The sequence below is a fragment of the Streptomyces sp. NPDC058198 genome (genome assembly GCF_042882605.1).
Classification (GTDB): Bacteria; Actinomycetota; Actinomycetes; order Streptomycetales; family Streptomycetaceae; genus Streptomyces.
The window spans coordinates 360474-381594 of the sequence record NZ_JBHVVP010000001.1 but is presented as its reverse complement, the minus strand read 5'-3'; the positions used below and the strand labels follow the sequence as shown (position 1 = coordinate 381594).

18 protein-coding genes and 1 pseudogene are annotated in these 21121 nt (G+C 71.0%); 8 read left to right on the top strand and 11 right to left on the bottom strand.

What is annotated here, in order from left to right; genetic code table 11:
• The first annotated feature begins 78 nt into the window (after positions 1–78).
• The gene (locus ACFVWW_RS01680) at positions 79–3654 is read left to right on the top strand and encodes a phosphodiester glycosidase family protein (protein ID WP_386875255.1); all 3576 of its coding nucleotides are present in this window, start codon (positions 79–81) and stop codon (positions 3652–3654) included.
• Positions 3651–3866 carry a hypothetical protein gene (locus ACFVWW_RS01675; protein WP_384327717.1) on the top strand — a complete coding sequence of 72 codons (216 nt, stop codon included), beginning with the start codon at positions 3651–3653 and terminating at the stop codon, positions 3864–3866. Before ACFVWW_RS01680 ends, ACFVWW_RS01675 begins: the two co-directional genes overlap by 4 nt.
• Positions 3867–3933: 67 nt before the next feature.
• On the opposite strand, the gene ACFVWW_RS01670 is transcribed toward ACFVWW_RS01675, so the two are convergent.
• Positions 3934–5265: a cytochrome P450 gene (locus ACFVWW_RS01670; RefSeq protein WP_384327714.1), complete on the bottom strand. Its 1332-nt coding sequence runs from the start codon at positions 5263–5265 to the stop codon at positions 3934–3936.
• Between the two features lie 116 nt (positions 5266–5381).
• Positions 5382–5975 (bottom strand): DUF1349 domain-containing protein, encoded by a 594-nt coding sequence (locus ACFVWW_RS01665; protein WP_386875253.1) that lies wholly within the window; start codon positions 5973–5975, stop codon positions 5382–5384.
• A 315-nt stretch (positions 5976–6290) separates the two neighbouring features.
• Between ACFVWW_RS01665 and ACFVWW_RS01660 the strand changes: the two are divergent.
• Both ACFVWW_RS01660 and ACFVWW_RS01655 read left to right on the top strand, forming a co-directional pair.
• Positions 6291–6977: pseudogene (locus ACFVWW_RS01660) on the top strand (FG-GAP repeat protein); the annotation flags it as partial.
• A gap of 135 nt (positions 6978–7112) precedes the next feature.
• The gene (locus tag ACFVWW_RS01655; RefSeq protein WP_386876696.1) at positions 7113–8093 is read left to right on the top strand and encodes an aldo/keto reductase; all 981 of its coding nucleotides are present in this window, start codon (positions 7113–7115) and stop codon (positions 8091–8093) included.
• A gap of 45 nt (positions 8094–8138) precedes the next feature.
• Here ACFVWW_RS01655 and ACFVWW_RS01650 read toward each other — a convergent pair whose 3' ends face one another.
• The 3 genes from ACFVWW_RS01650 to ACFVWW_RS01640 form a co-directional block, all read right to left on the bottom strand.
• Positions 8139–9170: an SCO7460 family lipoprotein gene (locus ACFVWW_RS01650; protein ID WP_386875251.1), complete on the bottom strand. Its 1032-nt coding sequence runs from the start codon at positions 9168–9170 to the stop codon at positions 8139–8141.
• A gap of 102 nt (positions 9171–9272) precedes the next feature.
• Positions 9273–9899, bottom strand: coding sequence for a GNAT family N-acetyltransferase (locus ACFVWW_RS01645; RefSeq protein WP_386875249.1), 627 nt, complete (start codon positions 9897–9899; stop codon positions 9273–9275).
• A 69-nt stretch (positions 9900–9968) separates the two neighbouring features.
• On the bottom strand, positions 9969–10757 hold the full coding sequence (locus ACFVWW_RS01640; RefSeq protein WP_386875247.1) for a hypothetical protein: 789 nt from the start codon (positions 10755–10757) through the stop codon (positions 9969–9971).
• A 175-nt stretch (positions 10758–10932) separates the two neighbouring features.
• Between ACFVWW_RS01640 and ACFVWW_RS01635 the strand changes: the two genes are divergently transcribed.
• On the top strand, positions 10933–11553 hold the full coding sequence (locus tag ACFVWW_RS01635) for a DinB family protein (protein ID WP_386875245.1): 621 nt from the start codon (positions 10933–10935) through the stop codon (positions 11551–11553).
• Positions 11554–11584: 31 nt separating this feature from the next.
• On the opposite strand, the gene ACFVWW_RS01630 is transcribed toward ACFVWW_RS01635, so the two are convergent.
• From ACFVWW_RS01630 to ACFVWW_RS01610, 5 genes are all read right to left on the bottom strand, one after another.
• Positions 11585–11962: a nuclear transport factor 2 family protein gene (locus tag ACFVWW_RS01630; RefSeq protein ID WP_386875243.1), complete on the bottom strand. Its 378-nt coding sequence runs from the start codon at positions 11960–11962 to the stop codon at positions 11585–11587.
• Positions 11963–12134: 172 nt separating this feature from the next.
• A complete protein-coding gene (locus ACFVWW_RS01625) occupies positions 12135–12989 on the bottom strand; it encodes an NAD(P)H-binding protein (RefSeq protein ID WP_384327693.1) in 855 nt (284 codons plus the stop codon).
• A 3-nt stretch (positions 12990–12992) separates the two neighbouring features.
• Entirely contained in the window at positions 12993–13634 is a 642-nt protein-coding gene (locus ACFVWW_RS01620) for a ScbR family autoregulator-binding transcription factor (protein ID WP_384181805.1), read from the bottom strand.
• Between the two features lie 231 nt (positions 13635–13865).
• Positions 13866–15950: a CocE/NonD family hydrolase gene (locus ACFVWW_RS01615; RefSeq protein ID WP_386875240.1), complete on the bottom strand. Its 2085-nt coding sequence runs from the start codon at positions 15948–15950 to the stop codon at positions 13866–13868.
• Positions 15950–17269, bottom strand: coding sequence for an acetyl-CoA carboxylase biotin carboxylase subunit family protein (locus tag ACFVWW_RS01610; protein ID WP_384181801.1), 1320 nt, complete (start codon positions 17267–17269; stop codon positions 15950–15952). Before ACFVWW_RS01610 ends, ACFVWW_RS01615 begins: the two co-directional genes overlap by 1 nt.
• A 169-nt stretch (positions 17270–17438) precedes the next feature.
• On the opposite strand from ACFVWW_RS01610, the gene ACFVWW_RS01605 reads away from it, so the two are divergent.
• The 3 genes from ACFVWW_RS01605 (at position 17439) to ACFVWW_RS01595 (ending at position 19926) form a co-directional block, all read left to right on the top strand.
• Complete coding sequence (locus ACFVWW_RS01605) at positions 17439–18041, top strand: hypothetical protein (RefSeq protein ID WP_386875238.1); 603 nt, start codon at positions 17439–17441, stop codon at positions 18039–18041.
• Positions 18038–19084, top strand: coding sequence for a PrsW family intramembrane metalloprotease (locus ACFVWW_RS01600; protein WP_384181797.1), 1047 nt, complete (start codon positions 18038–18040; stop codon positions 19082–19084). The genes ACFVWW_RS01605 and ACFVWW_RS01600 overlap by 4 nt, the downstream gene beginning before the upstream one ends.
• 68 nt (positions 19085–19152) lie before the next feature.
• Positions 19153–19926 carry an SDR family NAD(P)-dependent oxidoreductase gene (locus ACFVWW_RS01595; protein ID WP_384181795.1) on the top strand — a complete coding sequence of 258 codons (774 nt, stop codon included), beginning with the start codon at positions 19153–19155 and terminating at the stop codon, positions 19924–19926.
• A gap of 89 nt (positions 19927–20015) precedes the next feature.
• Here the strand turns inward: ACFVWW_RS01595 and ACFVWW_RS01590 are convergent, their stop codons facing one another.
• A complete protein-coding gene (locus ACFVWW_RS01590; RefSeq protein WP_386875235.1) occupies positions 20016–21005 on the bottom strand; it encodes a ScbA/BarX family gamma-butyrolactone biosynthesis protein in 990 nt (329 codons plus the stop codon).
• Between the last annotated feature and the right edge of the window lie 116 nt (positions 21006–21121).

Here is a 21121-nt window from a genome sequence, read left to right as displayed (position 1 = left end):
CCGCCCCCTGGTTCATTGGTGTGTGCACGGCGATGCTGACGGCTCACCATGCGTATCCACCGTCTTCCAGGAGAAGTTGTGGGCCCAGGTATCACCGGGCGGTCCGTCGTGCTGTTCGCGGCGGTGACCGCTCTGACCGCGGGGGCGGTATCCCCGTCCTTCGCCGACTCCACCCCCGACCCCCGTCCCCGTACCTCCGCGGAGGTGCTGCGGCCGGTCGCGCCACCACCCGCGAGCGCGCCCGGCGGGACATCCAGAACCATCGCCGACGCCGATGGCATCGAGACGGCGCACGGTTCCCGTCCGGTCGCCCCCGGCATCACACTGACGTCGTACGACCGTCTCGAATCCGACAAGTGGCTGCGCGTCGACGCCCTCTCCGTCGCACTCGACGGCAGCGGAGCCCGGGCCGACCATCTCTCCTCGGGCAAGGTCTCCGACCGCCGCACGGTCTCCGAACTCGCCGCACGGCACGACCCGGGACCTGGCCGCCGTACCGTCGCCGCGATCAACGCGGACTTCTTCGACATCAACGAGACCGGCGCGCCCCAGGGCCCCGGCCTCGCGGACGGCCAGGTCGTCAACTCCCCGGCGGCCGGGGCCGAGCAGGCCGTCGGCTTAGGCCCGGGGAACGCCGGCCGCATCCTGCGGCTGTACTTCGACGGCACCCTGACACTTCCCTCGGGCGCGCGGCCACTGGCCGCGTACAACGCCGCGAATGTGCCGGCCGGCGGCATCGGCGCCTACACGGCGGGCTGGGGCGAGGCCGACCGCGCGCTCACCGTGGACCGGGCGACTCCCGTCGCCGAGGCGGCCGTCAGGGACGGCAGGGTCGTCTCCGTGACGGACGGGGCCGGTACGGGACCGATCGCCGAGGGCACCACGGTCCTGGTCGGCCGGGAGGCGGGCGCCGAGGCGCTGGCGGCGCTGCGGCCCGGCGATCCGGTGACCCTCGCCTACCGGCCGCGCACCGACAGCGGACCCGTACCGCGGACGGCCGTCGGCGGACGTGAACTGCTCGTGGTCGACGGTGCGGCGCGCAGCCACGAGGGCGAGGGCAACAACACCGCGGCGCCGCGCACCGCCGTCGGCTTCTCCCGCGACGGCGGCACGATGCAGGTGATCACCGTCGACGGCCGGCAGGCCGACAGCGGCGGTGTCACCCTCACCGAACTCGGCCTCATGATGAAGCGGGCGGGGTCGTACAGCGCGATCAACCTCGACGGCGGCGGCTCCTCCACCCTGGTCGCGCGGGTACCGGGCAGCGACGCCCTGCGCGTGGAGAACAGCCCCTCCGACGGCAGCGAGCGTACGGTGCCCAACGGCCTCGCCCTCACCGCGCCGGACGGCAGCGGCCGGCTCAAGGGCTTCTGGGTGGAGACCCGTACGCCCGCGAGCGGCGCCCCGACCGTCGACCCGGTCAAGGGAGGCCACCCCGAGCGCGTCTTTCCCGGCCTGACCCGCCGGCTCACCGCCGCCGGATACGACGAGACGTACGGCCCCGCGGCCGGCGATCCGCACTGGCGGGCCGTACGGTCCTCGGTGGGCCGGGTCGACGACCACGGCGTGTTCACCGCGCGCGCGAGCGGCACCACCGGGGTACGGGCGGAGCGCGGCCGGGCCCACGGCGGCACGGAGCTGACGGTGCTCGGCCCACTCGCCCGTATCCGGCCGACCACTCAGCGCGTCGGACTCGCGGACGCGGCGGCGGCCGGCACCTTCGGCATCGTCGGACTCGACGCCCACGGGACCAGCGCGCCGGTCGAGCCCCGGGATGTGCGACTGGACTACGACCGCTCGCTGTTCGCCGTCACCGACGACGGCCGGGGCTCCTTCGCCGTCACGTCCCTCAAGGGCAGCGGCGCCGGACGGATCACGGCGGAGGCCGGCGGCGTCACGACCGTACTCGCCGTCAGCGTCGGACTGGACGAACAGCAGGTCTCCGGCTTCGACGACGCCGCGTCCTGGACCTTCAGCCAGGCGCGCGCGAGCGGCTCCGTGGCGGCGGCCCCGGACGGCCACACCGGCACCGGACTCGCGCTCTCGTACGACTTCACGCAGTCGACCGCCACCCGCGCCGCCTACGTCAGTCCGCCGCGGCAGATCCCGGTCCCCGGCCAGCCGCAGTCCTTCACACTCTGGATCAAGGGCGACGGCAACGGCGCCTGGCCGACGCTGCACCTCAAGGACGCGGCAGGCTCCGACCAGCTGCTGCGCGGCCCGTACCTCACCTGGACCGGCTGGCGGCAGGTGACCTTCTCCGTGCCGGCCGGGGCCGCGATGCCGCTCGCTGTGCACCGCTTCTATCTCGCCGAGACCGCCGCCACGAAGCAGTACACGGGCGAGATCCTGATCGACGACCTGACGGCGCAGGTGCCGCCCACCGTGGAGCTGCCCGAACAGCCCCGCGCGGTCGACCCGTTGATCGACTCCGCGGCCGGAACCGAAGGCAGGGACTGGCGGTTCGCCGTGATGTCCGACGCCCAGTTCGTCGCCCGCGAGCCGGACAGCGCGATCGTGGCGCAGGCCCGCCGTACCCTCCGCGAGATCAAGGCGGCGAAGCCGGACTTCCTCGTCGTCAACGGCGACCTGGTCGACGAGGGCTCGCCCGCGGATCTCGCCTTCGCCCGGAGAGTCCTGACCGAGGAGCTGGGGGACGCGCTGCCCTGGTACTACGTGCCGGGCAACCACGAGGTGATGGGCGGCACCATCAACAACTTCGTCGCCGAATTCGGCCCCGCCCGGCGGACCTTCGACCACGAGGGCACCCGGGTCATCACGCTCGACACGTCGAGTCTGACGCTCCGCGGCGGTGGCTTCGCGCAGATCAAGGCGGTACGCGAGCAGCTGGACGCGGCGGCGAAGGACGACCGGGTCCGCTCGGTGATGCTGATCGAGCACGTACCGCCGCGCGACCCGACCGTCCAGAAGGCGAGCGAGCTCGGCGACCGCAAGGAGGCGGCCCTGATCGAACAGTGGCTCACGGACTTCCGCCGTACGACCGGCAAGGGCGCGGCCCTCATCGGCAGCCATGTCGGTGTCTTCGACGCCTCACACGTGGACGGCGTGCCCTATCTGGTCAACGGCAACTCGGGCAAGGCACCTTCGGCTCCGGCCGACGAGGGTGGATTCACCGGCTGGTCGCTCATCGGCGTGGACCAGGTCTCCCGGGGCGAGCAGTCGGCCGCGCGGGCGAAGCCGTGGGAGGGCGGCCCCGACTGGGTCTCCGTACAGACCCGCGCGCACACCGACGCGCTGGCGCTGGACGCGCCGGGCGTGCTGACCCCCGGCCGGAGCGCCGAGGCCACGGCGACCGTCACCCAGGGGAGCAGGCCGGTCCCGGTCGGCTTCCCGCTGAGCGCCGACTGGACCGGATCACCGAACCTCCGCATCGGAGACCGGGACGGCGTCCGCCCGCGCCACACGGCGGTCTTCGACCCGGTCACGGGCACCCTCACCGCGCTGCGGCCGGGGACGGTCACGCTCGCGGTGACGGTGAACGGTGTGACGCGACAGGCGGACATCCGGATCGCGGGCGCGCTCCGCTCCGACTTCGGTATGCCGGACCGGCGGCCGGTCCGCGACTTTGGTCAGGCGGCCGCTCCCGATGGCCAATGGCGGCTGAGAGCCGCCGTTTCTAGCCTTGAGGGGTGAAGACATTTTTCGGAATCCTGTGTTTCGTCCTGCTGTCCCAGGGCGTCGGCGGCCTGCTCCACGAGTGGACCGGCGGTTGGTTCGAGGTCTGGACCCTGGTGGCCAGGATCGGCTTCTTCGACGGCTACGAGATCTACGTATGCGTCGTACTGATCGTGGCGGGCCTCGCGATGGGCGCCGCGTCGGAGGCGGCGAAGGCCCGCGAGGCCTGACCGGACAGGGCCCAGCCGGGCTCAACTCCGGCTGAGGCTCTGTCTGTTCACCGGGTGCGGCATCGCGTCAGGCGGCCGGTTTCAGCGTGGCCCGTACGGGGCGTGCGGGCTGGAGTGTGAGGCCGGTCCTCGGCGGGATGTCGCCCGTGTCGATGTCGACATGGAAGCGCTGCGCGAGGGTGGCCAGTACGAGGACGGCCTCGACCATCGCGAACCGGGCGCCGAGGCACGCGCGCGAGCCGCCGCCGAACGGGAACCACGCGTGGTCCGGCACGGCGGCGGCCGCGTCGGCGTCCCACCGCTCGGGACGGAAGGCGTCGGGGTCGGGGAACCAGCGGGCGTCCCGGTGAGCGCTCCACTGGCTGGACCACAGCACGGTTCCTTCGGCGACCGGACGTCCGCCCAGCGTCGAATGCTCCTTGGCGATACCGGTCATCAGCCACACCGGGGGATAGAGCCGCAGGGTCTCCTTGATGATCTGCTCGGTCCAGGGCAGCTGTCCGAGGTCGTCGTGGCCGGGGGCGCGGCCGCCGAGGACGTCGGTCAGTTCCCTGGTGAGGCGGGAGCGAGCCCCGGGATTGCGGGAGAGTAAGTACCACGCCCAGGTGAGCGTGGTACCGGTCGTCTCGTGGCCGCCGATGTAGAGGGTGACCGCCTCGTCGCGTATCTCCTTGTCGGTGAGCGGCTGACCCTGCTCGTCCCTGGCCGCGAGCAGCCGGCTCAGCAGATCGTCCCGGTCCTCGCCGAGGCGCCTGCGCTGCTCGGTGACCCGGGCGACCTCGCGGTCGATGACGGCGACGGCCCGCTTGAGCCGCTGCCGGCCGGGCGTGGAAACCCACGGCGGCAGAAAGAACGTGACGCCCCGGAACTCGTCGCCGATCGCCCGCTGGGCGATGTCCATGGCCGGCCCGATCGTGCTCTCGCGCCCGGCGGTGTCGGCTCCGAACAGGGTCCGTACGGCGATGCGCTGGGTGAGGCCCAGCATCTCGTCGCGGACGTCGACGCGTTGGCCCGGCCGCCACCCCCGCGCGACGGTGGCGGCGCAGTCGGTCATCGTCTCCGCGTAGCCGCGGACCTGGCGGGGCCGCACCGCCGGCTGGACCAGGGCGCGTTTGCGGCGCCAGGCCGGTCCCTCCGAGGTGACGACCCCTTCGCCGAGCACGAGCTTGAACGCCCAGCCGAGTTCGGGGTGGCGGTACTCGCTCTCGATCCCGGTGAGCAGCTCGCCGATGTGTTCCGGCCGGGAGAGGAACAGGGCCCGCTGTGGCCCGAACCTCCATTCGACGAGATCACCGTGTCCGCGCAGCCGGGTGAAGAAGCCGAGCGGGTCACGGGCGAAGGCCGGCAGATTCCCGAGGAGCGGGAACTGACGGGGGCCTGGCACGGGAACAGTCGTCATGGCGGGGCTCCTCGGCGGTCGGAGGCTGCGGGGGGACGCGCCCAGCGAAGCGTCCCGGGGGACGTACCAAGCAAAGCGTCCCGTCGTGTCTCGTGCCAGAGGGCGTCCGCCGGGGCTCAGGGAAGTTCGAGATTCAGCTCCGTGAACCGGGCCGTGAAGCCCTTCCCGTCGGGTGAGGCGCACATCGGACCGGCCTGCGCCGTCAGGTCCGGTGGAAAGTACGCGAGCCGCAGCATCGTCTCCGGAGCGCCGCCGAGACCGTAGAGGATCGTGACGGTGTCGCCCTCGCGCCGCATCTCGACGGTCACCGGCGCCGGGGTGTCCGTGAGGTGAGCGAGCGGTACGACGTTCCAGTCGGACACCTCGCGGGTGACGACGGCGCTGAGCTGCTGCCGGCCGTCGACGTACTCGATGCCGGTCTTGATCCAGTTCTTCTCGTCGAGCCGCAGCAACAGCCCTGCCTGGTCGTACTGTTCGCGATAGTCGCCGGCGAAGGTGGCACGCAGCCGGAAGCCGCCGGGCACGGGCCGCAGCAGGGCGTGTCCCGTGTCCCGTACGAAGCCGTAGTGCGTGGTCACCCAGAAATCGGTGTCCGGCTCCGTCGTGATCTCCAGCGCGTCGTCGGACGGGGCCCAGCGGGTGGGCGGATTGAGCCAGGTCCAGTCGGTGAAGCCGAGACATGACTCCGTGCCGGCGGCGCTCTCGCCCATGCTGTCTCCTCGTGTCGGCGGTCTCCGCCCAGACTGCCATGACCTGCGCCCACGCATGAGGTGACGGATGAACAGCCTCCGTATCGTCCCCGGCATCCCCTACAACCCTGGAGCCCCGTCCCGGGTCCAACCCTGCACCGGAAAGAACGGGCGCTTTCCCCTCACCCCCGCGCCAGCCCGGCATTCCTCGTCAAAGGAGCCGTTTTCGTGCGCAAGAACCGTATCGCCGCTGTCGCCGCGGCCTCGTTCCTGCTGGCAGGCGTGGCCGTCACCGCGGCGCCCGCGGCCCAGGCGGGCACCCCGGGCGGCACCCATGCCGACGACCTGCGCCTCGGCCGGGAGCTGCGCGGTGGTCCGGTCGCTGCCTCCGGCGATCTGAACGCCGACGGGTACGACGACCTGGTCACGGGCGAGCCGAACAGCCCGGACGACGGCGGCGAGACACTCACCGGCGGTCTCGTCGGCGTCTACTACGGCGGTGGGGAGGGCCCCGCGGGCACCGAGGGCCCCGGCACCCCGCCGCAGTACTGGACCCAGGACTCGCCGGGCGTGGCCGGAGCCTCCGAGCGCGGCGACGGCTGGGGCTCGGATCTCTCGCTCGGTGACACGGACGGCGACGGATACGCCGATCTGGCCGTCGGAGCCCCGGGCGAGGACATCGGCCCGGTCGTGGACGCGGGCGCCGTATGGGTGCTGCGCGGTTCGCCGGGCGGTCTGACCACGGTCAGAGCCAAGGACTTCAACCAGGACACGGCGGATGTCCCCGGCACGGCCGAGAAGGGTGACCGGTTCGGCGGCCAGGTCCGGCTGGTGGACCCGAACCGCGACGGGAAGTTCGGCCTGCTGGCCGCGGCGCCCGGCGAGAACACCGATGACGGCGTGGTGTGGGTCCTCTCGGCGGGCTCCGGCGGAGTCACCGCCACCGGCTCGTGGTCGTACGGCGGCGGTTCGCTCGGCGCCCCGTTCACGGACGCTCTCTACGGCGCGGTGATCGACGACTGACTCCGCGCGTTTCCCTGCCCGGACCGGCGGGCCCGCTCGGGGGCGGCCCGCCGGTCCGTGGTGTCTTTTGTGCCCCGCGCCGTGTCCGTCTGCCCTGGAGCGCGCTCCAGGGTGGAGGCTGGACACATGAGCTCAGTGAAAACCGTGACACTCGGATCTCAGGGCCTCTCCGTCTCCGCCGAGGGCCTGGGCGCCATGGGCATGAGCGTCTGGTACGGCCCGCGGAACGAAGCGGAAGCCATCGCCACGCTCAACCGGGCCGTCGACATCGGGGTCACCCATATCGACACGGCTGAGGCGTACGGCCCGTTCGAGAACGAGAAACTGATCGGACGCGCCCTCGGAAAGCGCCGCGCCGAGATCACGATCGCGACCAAGTTCGCCATCGAGTTCGACGACGACGGAACGGCTCACGGGCACAACGGCAGCGCCGCGTACGCGCACCGGGCGGTGGACCGCTCCCTGAAGCACCTCGGCACGGACGTCATCGACCTCTACTATCTGCACCGCGTGGATCCGCAGGTGCCGATCGAGGAGAGCATCGGCGCCATGAGCGAGATGGTCCAGGCGGGCAAGGTCCGCTACCTCGGGGTCTCGGAAGCGAGCCCCGAGCTCATCCGCCGGGCCCACGCGGTCCATCCGCTGACGGCGCTGCAGTCGGAGTACTCCCTCTTCACCCGGGACGTGGAGCACAACGGCGTACTGGAGACCGTGCGGGAACTGGGCATCGGATTCGTCGCGTTCTCCCCGCTGGGCCGCGGCTTCCTGTCCGGGAAGATCACCCGCACCGACGATCTGGCCCCGGACGACGCCCGCCGCGGTCTGCCCCGGTTCTCCGAGGAGAACATCGCCGCGAACCTGGCCGTCGTGCACAAGGTCACCGAGCTCGCCGATACCAAGGGCATCACCCCCACGCAGCTGACGCTGGCCTGGCTGATGGCCCAGCGGGTCGTGCCCATCCCCGGCACCAAGCGGCGCACCTACCTCGAACACAACGCCGAGGCCGCCGCCATCGAACTGACCGCCGAGGACCTGGCGGCGATCGACGCCGCCGCGCCGCACGGCATCGCGGCGGGGGACCGGGACGTCGCGCCGCCGCCTCCGCCCGCACGCTGACGGGCGGTCACCCGGGCCCCGGGCCGGGCGCCGGGCCGTCCGGTGTCACTCCGGCGGGAGACGGATCCTGCCCCCGTCCTCCCGTACGTCGCGGATCATCCGGAACTCCCCGATCGGGTTGCCCTTCGGGTCGGTCGTCACCGCGACCGCGTGGTCGCCCAGGCAGGGCCGTACGCCGCGCGGGTGGTCGCAGAAGAGGACGTAACCCCGGAACCGGTCGACCGTGCCCGGTTCGAGCCGCCAGAACCCCTGGTACGTACGGACCTCGGCCCGGGGATCCGAGGCGTGCAGCCACCCGCCGACGGCATCCTGGACGGTCGTGGCGAACGCCCGCTGATACGCCCAGGGCCGGAAGAGCGAGGCCGTGCCGGAGGCCGCGTCGACCGTGCCGTCCCGCACCGTGTACGTCGCCGAGTAGTACGGGCGCTCCGAGAGGGCCGCCAGCAGTTTGCCGTCCGTCATCCGCATCGCCGTGGGCCAGGACGGTTTCCCGGCGGGGCGGCCGCGGGCGAGGTCGGGGGCGACGATATTGACCGTCACCGAACGTGCGGCCGTCGGCGTCCCCGTCTCGTCGCGGGACGGTGACCACCGCCGTACACACGCGCCGACCTCGGCGAGCAGCCGCGTGATCGTGGCGTTCGTGGGCGCCGCCGCGATCCAGGGGGTGGCGAGGTCCTGGCTCAGGGCGATGGCCTCGTATCCGCACGCCGTGAACGCCGACCGCATCCGGCGCAGCGCGCCGGCCTCGGACCTGCCCCGCCTGACGGCCTCGTCGAGCGCGCGGTCGCAGGCCCGCTGCCCGCAGCTGCCCGCCGCGGCGTCGATGCGCAGCCGGACCACGGCGTCGGCGTCGTCGGCCACCGAGAAGGAGACCTCGGATCCGCCAGTCTGTGGGAACAGGGTGCGGGCGGACAGGACGTCGAGGACGCCGGGGTACTGCCGCTCGGCCAGCTCCGCCGCACGCTTGCGGTCGTTCTTCGTGCTCAGCACGCCGCATCCGCCGAGCAGCAGGGCGAGGGAGCACACCATCGCCCCCGTCAGCCCGCCCCGGAGCCGTCTTCCGCGTGAACCCGCCATGGTCCGTTCCCCCTCGCTGGCCGGCTTTTGCCTGCCGTGACGACCTGCCGTGACGACCTGCCGTGACGATAGGAGGCGGCCGGGGCTGAGGGATGAGTACGGCTACTCAACCGTGGTGGAGCGCCCGAGGTAGGTGACCGGACCGGGGTCCGGCACCGCAATCTCGTGGAAGCCGAGGCGGTCGTAGAAGACACGGGCGGGCGTGTTGGCGGTGACCATGGAGAGATGGACCGCGTCGACTCCCTCGGCCCGCAGGGCGCGGAGAAACGTGTGCATCAGCGCACGGCCGTGCCCCTTGCGCTGCCAGTCGGGGAGCAGATCGATATGCAGATGCGCGGGATAGCCGGCCAGTTCGGGCAGGACCATCCGCTCGGGCCGGTGCAGCAGAGCGATCATTTCCTCGCTCGGCGTACGGGCGGGCCCGGCCGGATCCGGATAGCGGCCGGCCAGCGGCGGGAGCCAGACATCGCGGAACGCCTTGACGAAGGCGGAGGTGTCGGCGGTGCCGAGGACATAGCCGACGGCCCGCCCCCGGCCGTCGTCGAGAACGAACGTCAGCTCGGGCTCCAGCGCGGCATAGGGCGCGGCGAAGATGCTCGGCATCAGCTCAGGGTCCGGGTAGAGGTGCCGGGAGTCCTGGCCCTGGTCCGCGGTGCGTACGCAGATGTCGTAGAGGGCGGGGCGGTCTTCGGGGCGGTAGGCGCGGACGGTGGCGGGTGTGGGCGACATGCCAGGAATGCTGCCTGTCGCGTGCGTGCTCCCACAAGCCGGTCCGCCGGGATCTCGCGGAGCGGCCGGTCACCGAGGTACGCCGGGCCGACGGACCGCCGGCGGAGCGTGGTCCCAGCGCAGGGCGGCGATCGTGGCCGGGAGCGCTATGAGTGCCCAGAGGGCGACCGTCACCACCACTGCCGTCCAGGCGTCCCAGACGAGGCCGGAGAAGAAGGCCGCGGCGAGTGGTGCGGCCACCACGCCCACGCACTTCATCGGGCCGAACGGAACCCGGGGCGCGAAGGGGCGGCCGGTGGCGAAGCGGCGGGCCCGCCGGGCGCTGCCGAACGCGGCGATGAAGGCCAGGATCGCCGCCCAGACACCGGCCAGCGTGAGCCCGGCCAGCATGGTGGCCTTCTCGTCCGGGAGTCCGGGGAGCGTCTCGCTGATCCCATCGTGGCTGACGGCGACCTGGACGTTCCGCCAGGTGGTGACCTCCACCTCGTCCCCCGGCTTGATGAGCTCCGACAACTCGCCGTACGAATCGAGGTGCAGGGGCCGATCGGCGGGGGCCGGAACAGGGGCCCGCAGCCGTACGCGGAAGACCGTCGCTTTGCCACGCTTGACGTGCTCGGCGGAGAGAGCCGTCCCACGGATCGTGCGCACGCAGTCCGCCGTGCCCCGTGCCGCCTCCTCTCCGCCGCACGGCCGGGCGGCCAGGAAGGCCTTCTCATCGGCGATCCGCTCGGGGACCGGAATGGCCGGGGCCGCGGAGACCGCCAGCAACACCAGTCCGAGCAGCGCCCAGGCCACCGTACGCAGCCACGCCTTCCCGGGCCTGACCGATCCCACCTGCTTCGCCGTCCGCACAGCCATCCCCGTACCCCCTTGGCTCCGGGAGCATTGAGCCACACACCGCTGAGCAGGCGACAGGCCGGAGTGCGGCAGCGTCGGGCCTGCGGCTGGCTGCCGGGATCCGGCAATCCCGGAAGCGGCTTGTACGCTGCCACCGCCTGTCCGCGTCCCGCCGTCCTGCCGCAGGAGCCGTTTCATGACGACACCACCCCACCTGGCCCCGTTGCTCGAGCAGTTCGACTTCGCGCGCAAGCGCCTCGTCGACCGCATGACCGGCCCGGTCATGGACAGCGGCAACGGGACGGATGTCCAGGTCGGCGCCATGACCGACGAGGAGCACCTGTGGGAGCCCGTGCCCGACTGCTGGTCGGTCCGACGGCGCCCGGACGGGCCGGGGCCGCGCGCGACACTCCTGGCAGGACGGGGCGGCTGGGGGCGCGACGCCGCCCCTGCCCCGCACCCCTCGCCGCCGCCCTTCACCACCATCGCGTGGCGCTTGAGCCACCTCGGCGAACTGCTGACACTCCGCGCCGACCACACGGCCGGCAGCCACACGCTGACCCGGGACGACTACGCCAGCAGCGGAGCCGCCGCGGAGGCGGTCACGGCCTTCGACGCCGGCGCCACAGCATGGCGGAACGCCCTGCTCGGCGCCGACGACGCCGCGCTCGACACGGTGGGATACAGCACCTACCCGCACGGCAGCGACCCGGACGACCCGTTCATCGACACGGTCTGGTGGGTCAATCAGGAACTGCTGCACCACGGAGCCGAGATCGCCCTGATACGCGACCTGTACCGCGCACGACAACGCTGACGACCCGCGCGGCGGGCGTGCCGTCCTCGGGTCACGAGCCGGCGGGCACCCGGTCCAGGAAGCCCCGCACGCTGCTGATGCGGCCGTCCTCGGCCAGGGTGATGACGTCGGAGCCCGCGACGGGCGCCGAGCCGTCGGTGACGGAGACCAGTTCCCAGCTGAAGCGGGCGGTGTCGTGATGCCCGTCGACCGGACCCGCGGGCCTGAACTCGAAACCGGGGAACTGCTCCTGGGCTCCCGCGATGACGGCCGCGAGCGCCTCATGGCCGGTGACGTCCGCCAGCGGGTCGGTGTAGCGGCCGTCCTCGGTCCACGCGGCGGCGACGGCCTTGGCCCGCTGCTCGGCGGATGCCGCGTTCCACGCCTCGAAGTAGCGGGTGACGGCGCTCTCGTAGCGGTGTGCGGACATGGTGATCAGCCTCCATCGAGGGTCGGGCGCATCGGTGTGGGGCCGGGGCTCGGCCGGAGTGCGCCGCCCGAGTCCCGGTCATCGCAACGATGCCGCGTATCCGGGAGGGGGTCGATTACCCGCGAGGTAAGGGAGGCCGCCGGGAACCCGCCGGGAACCCGTCGGGGATCTTTCAGACGGGGCGGAAGGCCTGGATGTGGTCGTGTGCCCAGGCACGGTACGTACCGGCCGCCCGGCCCAGGAGCGTCTCCACCGTCGGTTCCACCCCGGCCTTGGCGCCGGACCGCTGGCGTACGGCGCTCTCCATGAGGGCGTCGGCCACGGGAGACGGATAGCGGGCGAGCAGGCCCTGGTACGCCTGGTCCCGCGTCATGTCCTCGCACCTCAGGGGCCGTTCCAGCAAGGCGGCCAGCACGGCGACCTGGTCGGCGGAGCTGATCGCGGCGGGGCCGGTGAGCGGGTAGGCCCGGCCCGCGTGACCGGTGCCGGTGAGGGACAGTACGGCGGTGTCGGCGATGTCGCGGGGATCGACGGTGGCGTTGCGCGACGCGCCGTTGACCGTACGCACCACACCCTCGTCGCGGACGGCCCGGGCCCAGCCCAGGGTGTTGGACATGAAGGCCCGGGGGCGCAGGAAGGTCCATTCGATGCCCGAGGCGCGGAGGAGTTCCTCGTTGTCCCGCTGCCAGCGGGTGATCAGATCGGTGGCGTCCGGCTCGGCCACCGCCCGCGCGGAGAGCTTCACCACGTGGCGTACGCCGGCCGAGCGCGCGGCGGCGACGAAATGCTCGTCATGGGCGGGGGTGAGCGGGTCGGACGTGACGAGGAAGGCCGCTCTGACACCGGTCAGCGCGGCGGCCAGGCTCGACGGATCGGCGAAGTCGCCGCCCACGGCCTCGGTCCTGGGTCCTGCGAGGGCGGCGATACGGCGAGGGTCACGGGAGAGGAGGCGGACGGGCTCGTCGGTGGCCAGACGCTCGGCGACCAGCCGTCCGACGGTGCCGGTGACTCCGGTCAGCAGGATCATCGGTCAGACTGCAGAGCTCGCCGCCGTCACGCGCGCCCCACGGTCCGGCGCGGTGTCGATGCTGGGGATCAGACCGGGGACGGCGATGCTGGGCAGTATGTGCCCCCACAGCAGGGAGACCCGGCGCCCGAGATCCTCCCGACGGGTGAGCGCCCGGGACATCAGCTGGATGCCGGCGAACGCGCCGACCAGCAGTTCCGCCGTGTCACGCGGCTGCACACTCGGCAGCAACTCACCCTGCTCGCGGGCCTGTTCCATCAACAGGACCAGATGATCCGGCCATTGGCGGAAGGGGCCGCTGTGGTCGACGCCCGGCGGAGCGCCCTGGTCCACCGTGAGCCGGACGCTTCCCCTGAGCAGGGCGTTCTCCAGGAGCCGATGGGCGACGGCGAAGGTCATGTCGATGACCTCCTGCAGTTTGCAGGCCTGCGGCGGTACGGCGCCCAGCTGCACCTGCTCGTCCAGGACGGCCTGGGCCAGGGCCTCCTTCGACTGGAAGTGGAAGTAGAGGGCGCCCTTGGTGACTTGAGCGCGTTCCAGCACCATCGTGAGGGTGGTCGACGCGTAGCCGTATTCGTCGAAGACCGCGCCCGCCGCCTCCAGGATCGCCAGGCGCGTCCTGATGGCGCGCTCCTGTGTTGCCATGAAAAGCCTTTCTACGGACCCGGGTTTGAAAAAACAAACCGCCCACCCCGTACTATAGTGGTCAACGAGGCGCAGAATAGCCCTCGCGCGCATAGTAATCAGGGCGGACGAGATGTTATATACACCGCCGCTTGCCGGGACAGTCGGCGCGCTGACGTTCTCCGGATGGCGCCGACCGGGGGGAGCGGGCGGCGGATACGGGGCGGCCGGTCTCCTTCGTGCGGGTCCGGGTCAGACGAGATCCCTGCGGAAGGTGAGACTCCAGTTGCGGGAGAACACCCGCCGGGATCCCTCGTACGCGTCCAGGGTGGCGTGCAGCAGGAACTCGTCCTCGGTGGAGGTGAGTTCGGTGCTGGTCACCGTACGTGTCTCCCAGCCGTCGCGGCTGAACGTCATCGTCCAGGTGGACTCACCCCGTACCGACGAGAAGTCGTCGGCCACCGACGTATAGCGCTCGAAGGCCCGGCGGCCCACATCGAGATTGATGTCCTCGTAGTGAGTGACTCCGCTGTCCTTGACGATTTCCAGGGCGGAGTTGTACCCGACCAGATCGCGGGAGACCGTCCAGCGCTGCTCGAGCGGCTGCTTCTGGTCGGTCGCGATCGGCGGGGCGCCTTCCGGTTCGCCGAACGGCCGGACGTCCTCGTGGTCGGCTCCGTCCAGCGGGCGGACCGGCAGCTTCAGGGAGCTGAGGCCCGCGTGGACACGCATCAGGACCGGCTTCGGCGGCGGCCACGCGAGCGGCCAGTACGAGGTCGACAACGACAGCCGGACCCGGTGTCCCGGCGGGAAGGCCTGTGCCACCCCGTTGAGCTGGACCTCGACGCGATAGCGCCGGCCCGGTTCGAGCGGCTCGGGCTCCTCCTGACTGTCCCGGCGGGTGAGATTGAGCAGCCCGTAACTGACCCGGGTGGCCCGCCCGTCGGGGGCCACGTCCGACAGGCGTACGGCGACCATCGCGACGGGTTCGCTCACGGAGAGTTCGAGCTCCACCGACGGCGCGCCGAGAATCTCCAGCCGCTCGGTGAGTTCGTCACTGTCGAAGACCAGTGAGCCGCCGTCCTCTTCACGCTGGTCGTAGGGGAGGTCGGGCGGCGCGTTGTACGAGGCCCACTTCCCGGCGAACTGCCCCACGGACAGGGGCGACTGGACCGACATGACGGCGCCGTCGGCGGACTTTCCCGGTGGCTCGTCCACCGCCGTGCCCAGTGGCTCGGCCACCGGCTCACCCGGCCGTTCGTCCGCCGCGGCGATCCGGTGGTGCTCCAGCGGATAGCTGACCCGCTCGATCCGCGGTGAGGGCCACTGCGGCTCGCCCACCCAGCGGCCCGGCCGTTCCTCGTACGAGGTCGACGGCGGCACGCTCTCCTGCATCCAGGTCTGGAGCATGGGGCCGTCCATCGCGCCGTTGTCGGCGTCCTTGAGCCAGTGGTCCCACCAGCGCACGACCTCCTGCAGATACCCGATCGCGGGACCGGGTTCCCCCAGGTGGGGGAACTTGTGGGACCACGGGCCGATCAGCCCCTTGCGCGGTACGTCCAGATGTTCCAGCAGCCGGGTCACCGCGTTGGAGTAGCCGTCCGCCCAGCCGCTGGAGGCCAGTACCGCGCACTCCACGGCCGCGTAGTCCTCACAGACGGAGGCGTGCCGCCAGTAGTCGTCTCGGCGCTGGTGGCGCAGCCACTCGGCCACCCAGGGCCCGCTGCTCTCCAGGCGCTCGAACCACATGTCCCGCCACCGGCCGCCGACCAGCGCCGGGTCGGGCGGGCAGGTGGCGTACGCGAACATCGTGCCGGCCTCGGCCAGATTGTCGGACAGCATGCAGCCGCCCATGTAGTGCATGTCGTCGGCGTAGCGGTCGTCCGTGAAGGAGGCGATGACGATCGCCTCCAGTCCGGGCGGCCGCCGCGCCGCGACCTGGAGCGCCCCGAAGGCGCCCCAGGACAGCCCCATCATGCCCAGCCGCCCGTTGCACCAGGGCTGTTCGGCGAGCCAGGCGAGGACGTCCTCGGCGTCGCGCTGCTCGATGTCGAGATACTCGTCGAGAAGCACACCCTCGGATTCCCCGGAGCCGCGGAGATCGAGCCGTACGCAGGCATAGCCGTGCCCGGCCATGTAAGGGTGATGAATGGAATCACGGACGGAGGTCAGATCCCGTTTGCGGTAGGGGATGGACTCCAGTACCGCGGGCACGGGTTCGTCGTCGGACGAGACCGGCCGCCATATGCGGGCGGAAAGCCGCGTGCCGTCGGAGACCGGGATCCAGACATGCTGCTCTTCCTTGACCGGATGGGGCAGGTCGGTCACAGAACGCATTACCGTACGTCATCTCCTTCTGTCGTGCTGTCGGTGATCGCGTCGGTGATCTCGAAGTTCATTGAGGCCACACAGCGTTCGTACTTCGCGCAGAGTTCCTCCTCGCTCTGTGCGCCGATGAAGAGGTGGGCGAGTTCATAGCTGTAGCTGTCCTGATCGGTCATGTCCGAAAGCCGCTGGCCTTCGCGCGGGACGATATCAATCTTCAGACCGGGGATGTCCGCCTGCAGTCGCTCGATCTCCTCGGCGCTCGGCACCCGCCGCACGACGCCGTCCTCGAACCGACGGTAATACCATTTGGCGGCTACTTCGTACGATCCCTTCCCCGTCGGCATCCTGGGGTCACGCCCGAGCGCGAGGCTCAGCATGCAGTGATGGTTCGGCACGCCGTCGACATACTCGAACATCTCCGCGTGCGACTGCGAGTGCCGTGGGTTGATTTCCAGGATATTGATGTCCCCGGTCTCCGGGTCGTAGAAGTATTCAATGCTGAATGTCACCGAATCCAGCCCGATCTGCCGGATCACCCGCTCGGAGATGTCCGTCAGCCGCCGGACGGCCTCGTCCGGCAGGTTCGCCGGGTACTGGTGGCGCAGGAAGCAGGCGCTGTCGGGGTACGTGATGGAGTCCAGCACCCCGTACAGGGTCACTTCGCCGTTGAACGCGTATCCCTCGACGGCCACCTGGACACCGGCCAGCGCCTCTTCCGCCAGGCAGGCCTGTCCACCCACATCGGCTATCTCCGCGGGGATGTCCAGATGTCCGAGAACGTCCTCGAAGGGCTCACCGATGCGGCTGATTCCCGCCCGGATCTCCTTCACGGCCTGCTGGAATTCCTCCTCGTCATTCACTCCGAACGCCAGATCGGAGGAGAAGGACTTGACCGGCTTCAGCCACAGCGGGAAGCGAAGCCCCTCCGGAACCTCCGGTGTGCCGTCCAGATCGACGATTCCGAAGCCGGGAAGTTCGCTGACGACCTTCCGCTGCTCAAGCCGGCTCCAGTATTTGTGCTCGCACTTGACGATGGACTCCAGGCTGGTGCTGCGCACGCCGTACCGCTCGCACAGAATGGGGACCAGAGAACTCACCGGGAAATCCCAGTAACCCACGATGGCGTCGACGGTTCCGTCGAAACCATCCAGCTGGCTCTCCGCCTTGGCGAGCAGACCAGGGATATCGATGTCGCCGTTCTGGAGCTCTTCGATCGTCAGCAGGGCGTGAAACCGGTACTGTTCCGCTCCCGGTACGTGTTCCAGCGTTTCCCTGTTGAGATCGTCCAGTCCCATGACGAATATGTTGACCGAGTCCCTTGATTCCATTGAGTGCAGTGCTCCTTACGCAGTGGTCGGGGGTCCTTAAAAATATCGAGTGCCCGTGCGGTGCGTTCTCACACCAGCCCCCGGACTCGACCGGACAGGACCTGGGCGCCCGCCACCCGAATGAGTCGCTGACACTGCGTGGGGGCGGTCGCTGACCGACCGTGGGGGAATGGACTCCCCATCGGTCACCCGGCGCTCACCCCGGCGAACGCCCCGGCCGACCTGGTGGGCTGCCGGTGGCGTACTGCTGCTGATGGCCGCCCTGACGGTCGGCTGGCCGCTGATCGACCGGTCCCTGGACGACGGAGAGAGCGTGCGGGACGGCGCGCTCCTGGTGCTGGGACCTGGCGACGATGTCGCCACGCTGCGGGTGGTGGGGGCGGGCTGGGTGCTGAGCAAGTCCGTGAGCAACCCGAATTCCCAGTACGCGCTGTCCCGCGACGGCGTCGATCTGGTCGCCGGCTTCGTCGATCTCCCCGGCACCGCCGACGCCGGGCAGCTGTGGACCGGCCTGCGCAAGGTCCAGTCCGTCGCGGACAGCGGCAGCCGGCTGGGCAGTGCGCGACCGGTCACCGGCACCGCGGGAGCGAAGGGCCTGACCGGGGCGCTGTCCCGCGACGGCCGCACCGGTACGGCCGACGTGTGGCTGCCGCCCGTCGGGAGTTACGCGGTAGAGGTCACCGTACTGGCCGAACCGGGCACCGGTCCGCGCGCACTGGCGGACGCCATGGCCGTGGCCCGCAGTGTCTCCTTTCCGCCGGCGGCGTCATGACGGCGGACGTCGCGTCCTCGGCGTCCTCGGCGGCGCGCGGATTTCTGGGACGGCGGTCGGTCGCCCGGCTGTGCGCCGCCCTGTGCGTGCTGGGCGCCGCGCTGATCATCTTCGAGTTCGCCGGGCTCATCCGTGTCTTCCCCGGCCTCGCTCTGCTGGCCCTTGTGCTGCTTCTGATCACTGTCGGGATCGGGGTGGGCGTCCTGGCCCGCCTGCGGCCCTTCCGGTCACCGCCGCGCGCCTGGGCCTGGAGCGGCGTCGCCTGGGGGGCCTCCGCGGCGACCGGCTGCGCCATCGTGGCCAACACCGGGCTGCAGGGCATCTGGTTCAAGAGCGCCGGCATCTCTTTCGCTTCACGGTGGGCCGCCGCGCTCACCGCGCCGCTCAACGAGGAACTCCTCAAGGCGTCCGGCGTCGCGCTGATCGCCCTCGGCGCCCGCCGGCTGGTCCGCGGTCCGCTCGACGGGTTCTTCCTCGGCGCGTTCACCGGCCTGGGTTTCCAGGTCGTGGAGAACTGGACGTACGCGATGAACTCCATCCTGGTCAGTGGGGGAGTGAACGGGGGTACCGATGTCACGCAGTCCTTCACCACCCGGGTCGTGCTGACGGGCCTGGGCTCGCACTGGGCGATGACCGCCGTGGCCGGAACCGGGATCGGCTTCCTGTTCGCCCACGACGACCGCCCGACGCGCCGACGGATCGTCCCGGCCGTCCTCTGTGTCCTGACCGCCATGGGCATGCACTGGCTCTTCGACGCGCCCCTGCTGAACTCGGTCACGGGCATCCTCGGCAAAGTAGCCGTCAACTTCCTTGTCGCCGCGGGCTTCTACCTCACCCTGCGGCGCCGCGCGCGGCGGCGGGCGCGCGCCTTTCTGCTGTCGCCGCGGACCGCCCTGTCGACCGATCTGCTCACCCGCCGCTCCCGGCGGCACGCTCTGCGGCGGATCCCGCCACCGCGGCGTCCCGCCGCCGAGGCGCGGGCCTCCGAGTATCTCGACCTGGTCGAGGAGCAGGCGGCCAACAGCACTGGTCACGCCTATTAATCGGTTGTTCAGCTTGGAAAAACCTCAAGAAGGCTCCGCACACGGCGGCTCACTGGCACAATCCGGCCATGTCGACCAACTCACTGATGCTCACTGGCAAGACCGCCCTCATCACCGGGGCGAGCAGCGGTATCGGCGCCGCCGCCGCGCGGGTGTTCGCCCGCGAAGGGGCCTCGGTGGTACTCCTGGCGCGACGGGAAGAGCGTCTCGCCGCCGTCGCCGAGGACGTCAGACAGGCGGGCGGGAGAGCCGAGTACGTGGTGGGTGATGTCACCAGATCGAGCGATGTGGCCCGCGCCGTGAAGGCGGCGGTGGACCGCTTCGGCGGACTGGACGCCGCCTTCAACAGCGCGGGACTGGGGGCCGACCAGACTCCGCTGCACCGGACGGAGGACGACGAGTACGACGCGATCATGGATACCAACGTCCGGGGGGTCTGGAACGGCTTACGCCACCAGATCGCGGCGATGCTCGCGAGCGGCAGAGGCGGTTCGATCGTGAACAGCAGCAGTGTCGCCGGGCTGGTGGCCACCCCGGTCTCCGCCGCCTATGTCGCGGCGATGCATGCCGTGGTCGGTCTCAGCAGGGCCGCGGCCGCGGAGTACGGGGCCCGGCGGATACGCGTCAACGCCCTCGCGCCCGGCATGACACGCAGTGAGGTCGGCCAGGAGTGGTTCGCCAGGCACCCCGAGGCGGAGAAGATGCTGCACCGGTCGACCCCGCAGCCCCGCACGGGAGAACCGGCGGAAGTGGCGGAGGCCGCGGCCTGGCTGTGCAGTGACCGGGCCTCTTTCGTCACCGGCGCGGTCCTGCCGGTGGACGGCGGCTACACCGTGCTGTGAGAGCCCGTCACCCGACAGGCTCCGAGCCGCGCACGCGCCGGTGCGGGCCGTCGCCCGCACCGGCGGAGCGCCCCCGGAAGCGGCGGTGCTCAGGAGCCGAGCAGCGGCGCCCCCACGACACAGCTGAAGACCGGTTCGCCCTCCTGATGGCCGGTCACCCGGACCGAGGAGAGCCCGGCGAAGTCCCCGGGCAGGTGCTGGAGCTCGATACGGCACGGCAGGTCCAGCTCGGCGAAGCGAGGGAACTCGCCGGTGAAACTGGTCGGTACGCACGCGTCCGTGCGCAGAACCGAGGTGGCCGCCTGGCGTGCCGCTTCTAGCAGGACCATGCCCGGGATATGGTCGACCGGATGGTCGAAGAGTATGGGATGCCCCGTGTCGACGCGCAGCTGCCAGGTCTGGGCGTCCCCGGTCGGGGACAGCACGACGTCGAACGGTGTGGAGCGCCCGACGCTCTGCGGCGGGACCGGCGCCGCCAGGGGTGGCGGCGGCTGTACGTCGGAACGCGAGGCGCGCTCTCCGCGCAGCCGGCGGTACACCGCCGGGGTGGCGCAGACGTAGGACGCGCCGCCGGTCGCGACGATCTGCCCGTCGCGGTGGATGACGGCCTCGTAGCGCAGCCCGGCGAGTTCGCTGCCACGCCTTCGTATCTGCGAGCAGGTGACGTCGAGTTCGAGACCGGCGGGGACACCGCCGATCGCGAGATGCCGCGGCTCCACGGTGAAGGACAGGTCCCGCATCAGGAAGTGGTGTCCCAGAGGCGTACCGAACTCGGCGTGCGCCAGCAGGGAACCGACCTGGCGGATTGTTTCCGCGGTCAGCAGCGGATCATGACTGCCCCGGACCGGAGTGAAGAAGCTGTGCAGCCTTGGCCACTGGGCCGTCACAGCGAAGCGTGTATCGTCCGTCCGGCGCCACCCCGTGAGCAGGACCTCCGCCACGGCCGCACGGTGCACGAACTCTTTGGGCACCGTGGTGGTGAGTCGTGGCCCCGGCGGAATGGGAGCGCCGGCACCGGGTGCCCCGGCCGGTGTCTGGGTGCGCGAAGTGCCGTCCATCCGGAATGTCATCTCGGACATAGCTGTCTCCCCGTGGAGCACGGATGTGGGACGGGAGCTGTCGAGCTCTCCCGGAGCGGGGAATATACAGACCACCCGGTTTAGTCGATAGGGTTGACGGCGCACGGCGGGGGAGT

Bases quoted from the DNA above. Each gene is read 5' to 3' on its own strand.
- ACFVWW_RS01670 (WP_384327714.1), bottom strand. From the start codon at position 5,265: ATGACGACTGTTCCCGTGCCAGGCCCCCGTCAGTTCCCGCTCCTCGGG.
- ACFVWW_RS01665 (WP_386875253.1), bottom strand. From the start codon at position 5,975: ATGGGCGAGAGCGCCGCCGGCACGGAGTCATGTCTCGGCTTCACCGAC.
- ACFVWW_RS01650 (WP_386875251.1), bottom strand. From the start codon at position 9,170: ATGGCGGGTTCACGCGGAAGACGGCTCCGGGGCGGGCTGACGGGGGCG.
- ACFVWW_RS01645 (WP_386875249.1), bottom strand. From the start codon at position 9,899: ATGTCGCCCACACCCGCCACCGTCCGCGCCTACCGCCCCGAAGACCGC.
- ACFVWW_RS01640 (WP_386875247.1), bottom strand. From the start codon at position 10,757: ATGGCTGTGCGGACGGCGAAGCAGGTGGGATCGGTCAGGCCCGGGAAG.
- ACFVWW_RS01635 (WP_386875245.1), top strand. From the start codon at position 10,933: ATGACGACACCACCCCACCTGGCCCCGTTGCTCGAGCAGTTCGACTTC.
- ACFVWW_RS01630 (WP_386875243.1), bottom strand. From the start codon at position 11,962: ATGTCCGCACACCGCTACGAGAGCGCCGTCACCCGCTACTTCGAGGCG.
- ACFVWW_RS01625 (WP_384327693.1), bottom strand. From the start codon at position 12,989: ATGATCCTGCTGACCGGAGTCACCGGCACCGTCGGACGGCTGGTCGCC.
- ACFVWW_RS01620 (WP_384181805.1), bottom strand. From the start codon at position 13,634: ATGGCAACACAGGAGCGCGCCATCAGGACGCGCCTGGCGATCCTGGAG.
- ACFVWW_RS01615 (WP_386875240.1), bottom strand. From the start codon at position 15,950: ATGCGTTCTGTGACCGACCTGCCCCATCCGGTCAAGGAAGAGCAGCAT.
- ACFVWW_RS01610 (WP_384181801.1), bottom strand. From the start codon at position 17,269: ATGGAATCAAGGGACTCGGTCAACATATTCGTCATGGGACTGGACGAT.
- ACFVWW_RS01605 (WP_386875238.1), top strand. From the start codon at position 17,439: ATGGACTCCCCATCGGTCACCCGGCGCTCACCCCGGCGAACGCCCCGG.
- ACFVWW_RS01600 (WP_384181797.1), top strand. From the start codon at position 18,038: ATGACGGCGGACGTCGCGTCCTCGGCGTCCTCGGCGGCGCGCGGATTT.
- ACFVWW_RS01595 (WP_384181795.1), top strand. From the start codon at position 19,153: ATGTCGACCAACTCACTGATGCTCACTGGCAAGACCGCCCTCATCACC.
- ACFVWW_RS01590 (WP_386875235.1), bottom strand. From the start codon at position 21,005: ATGTCCGAGATGACATTCCGGATGGACGGCACTTCGCGCACCCAGACA.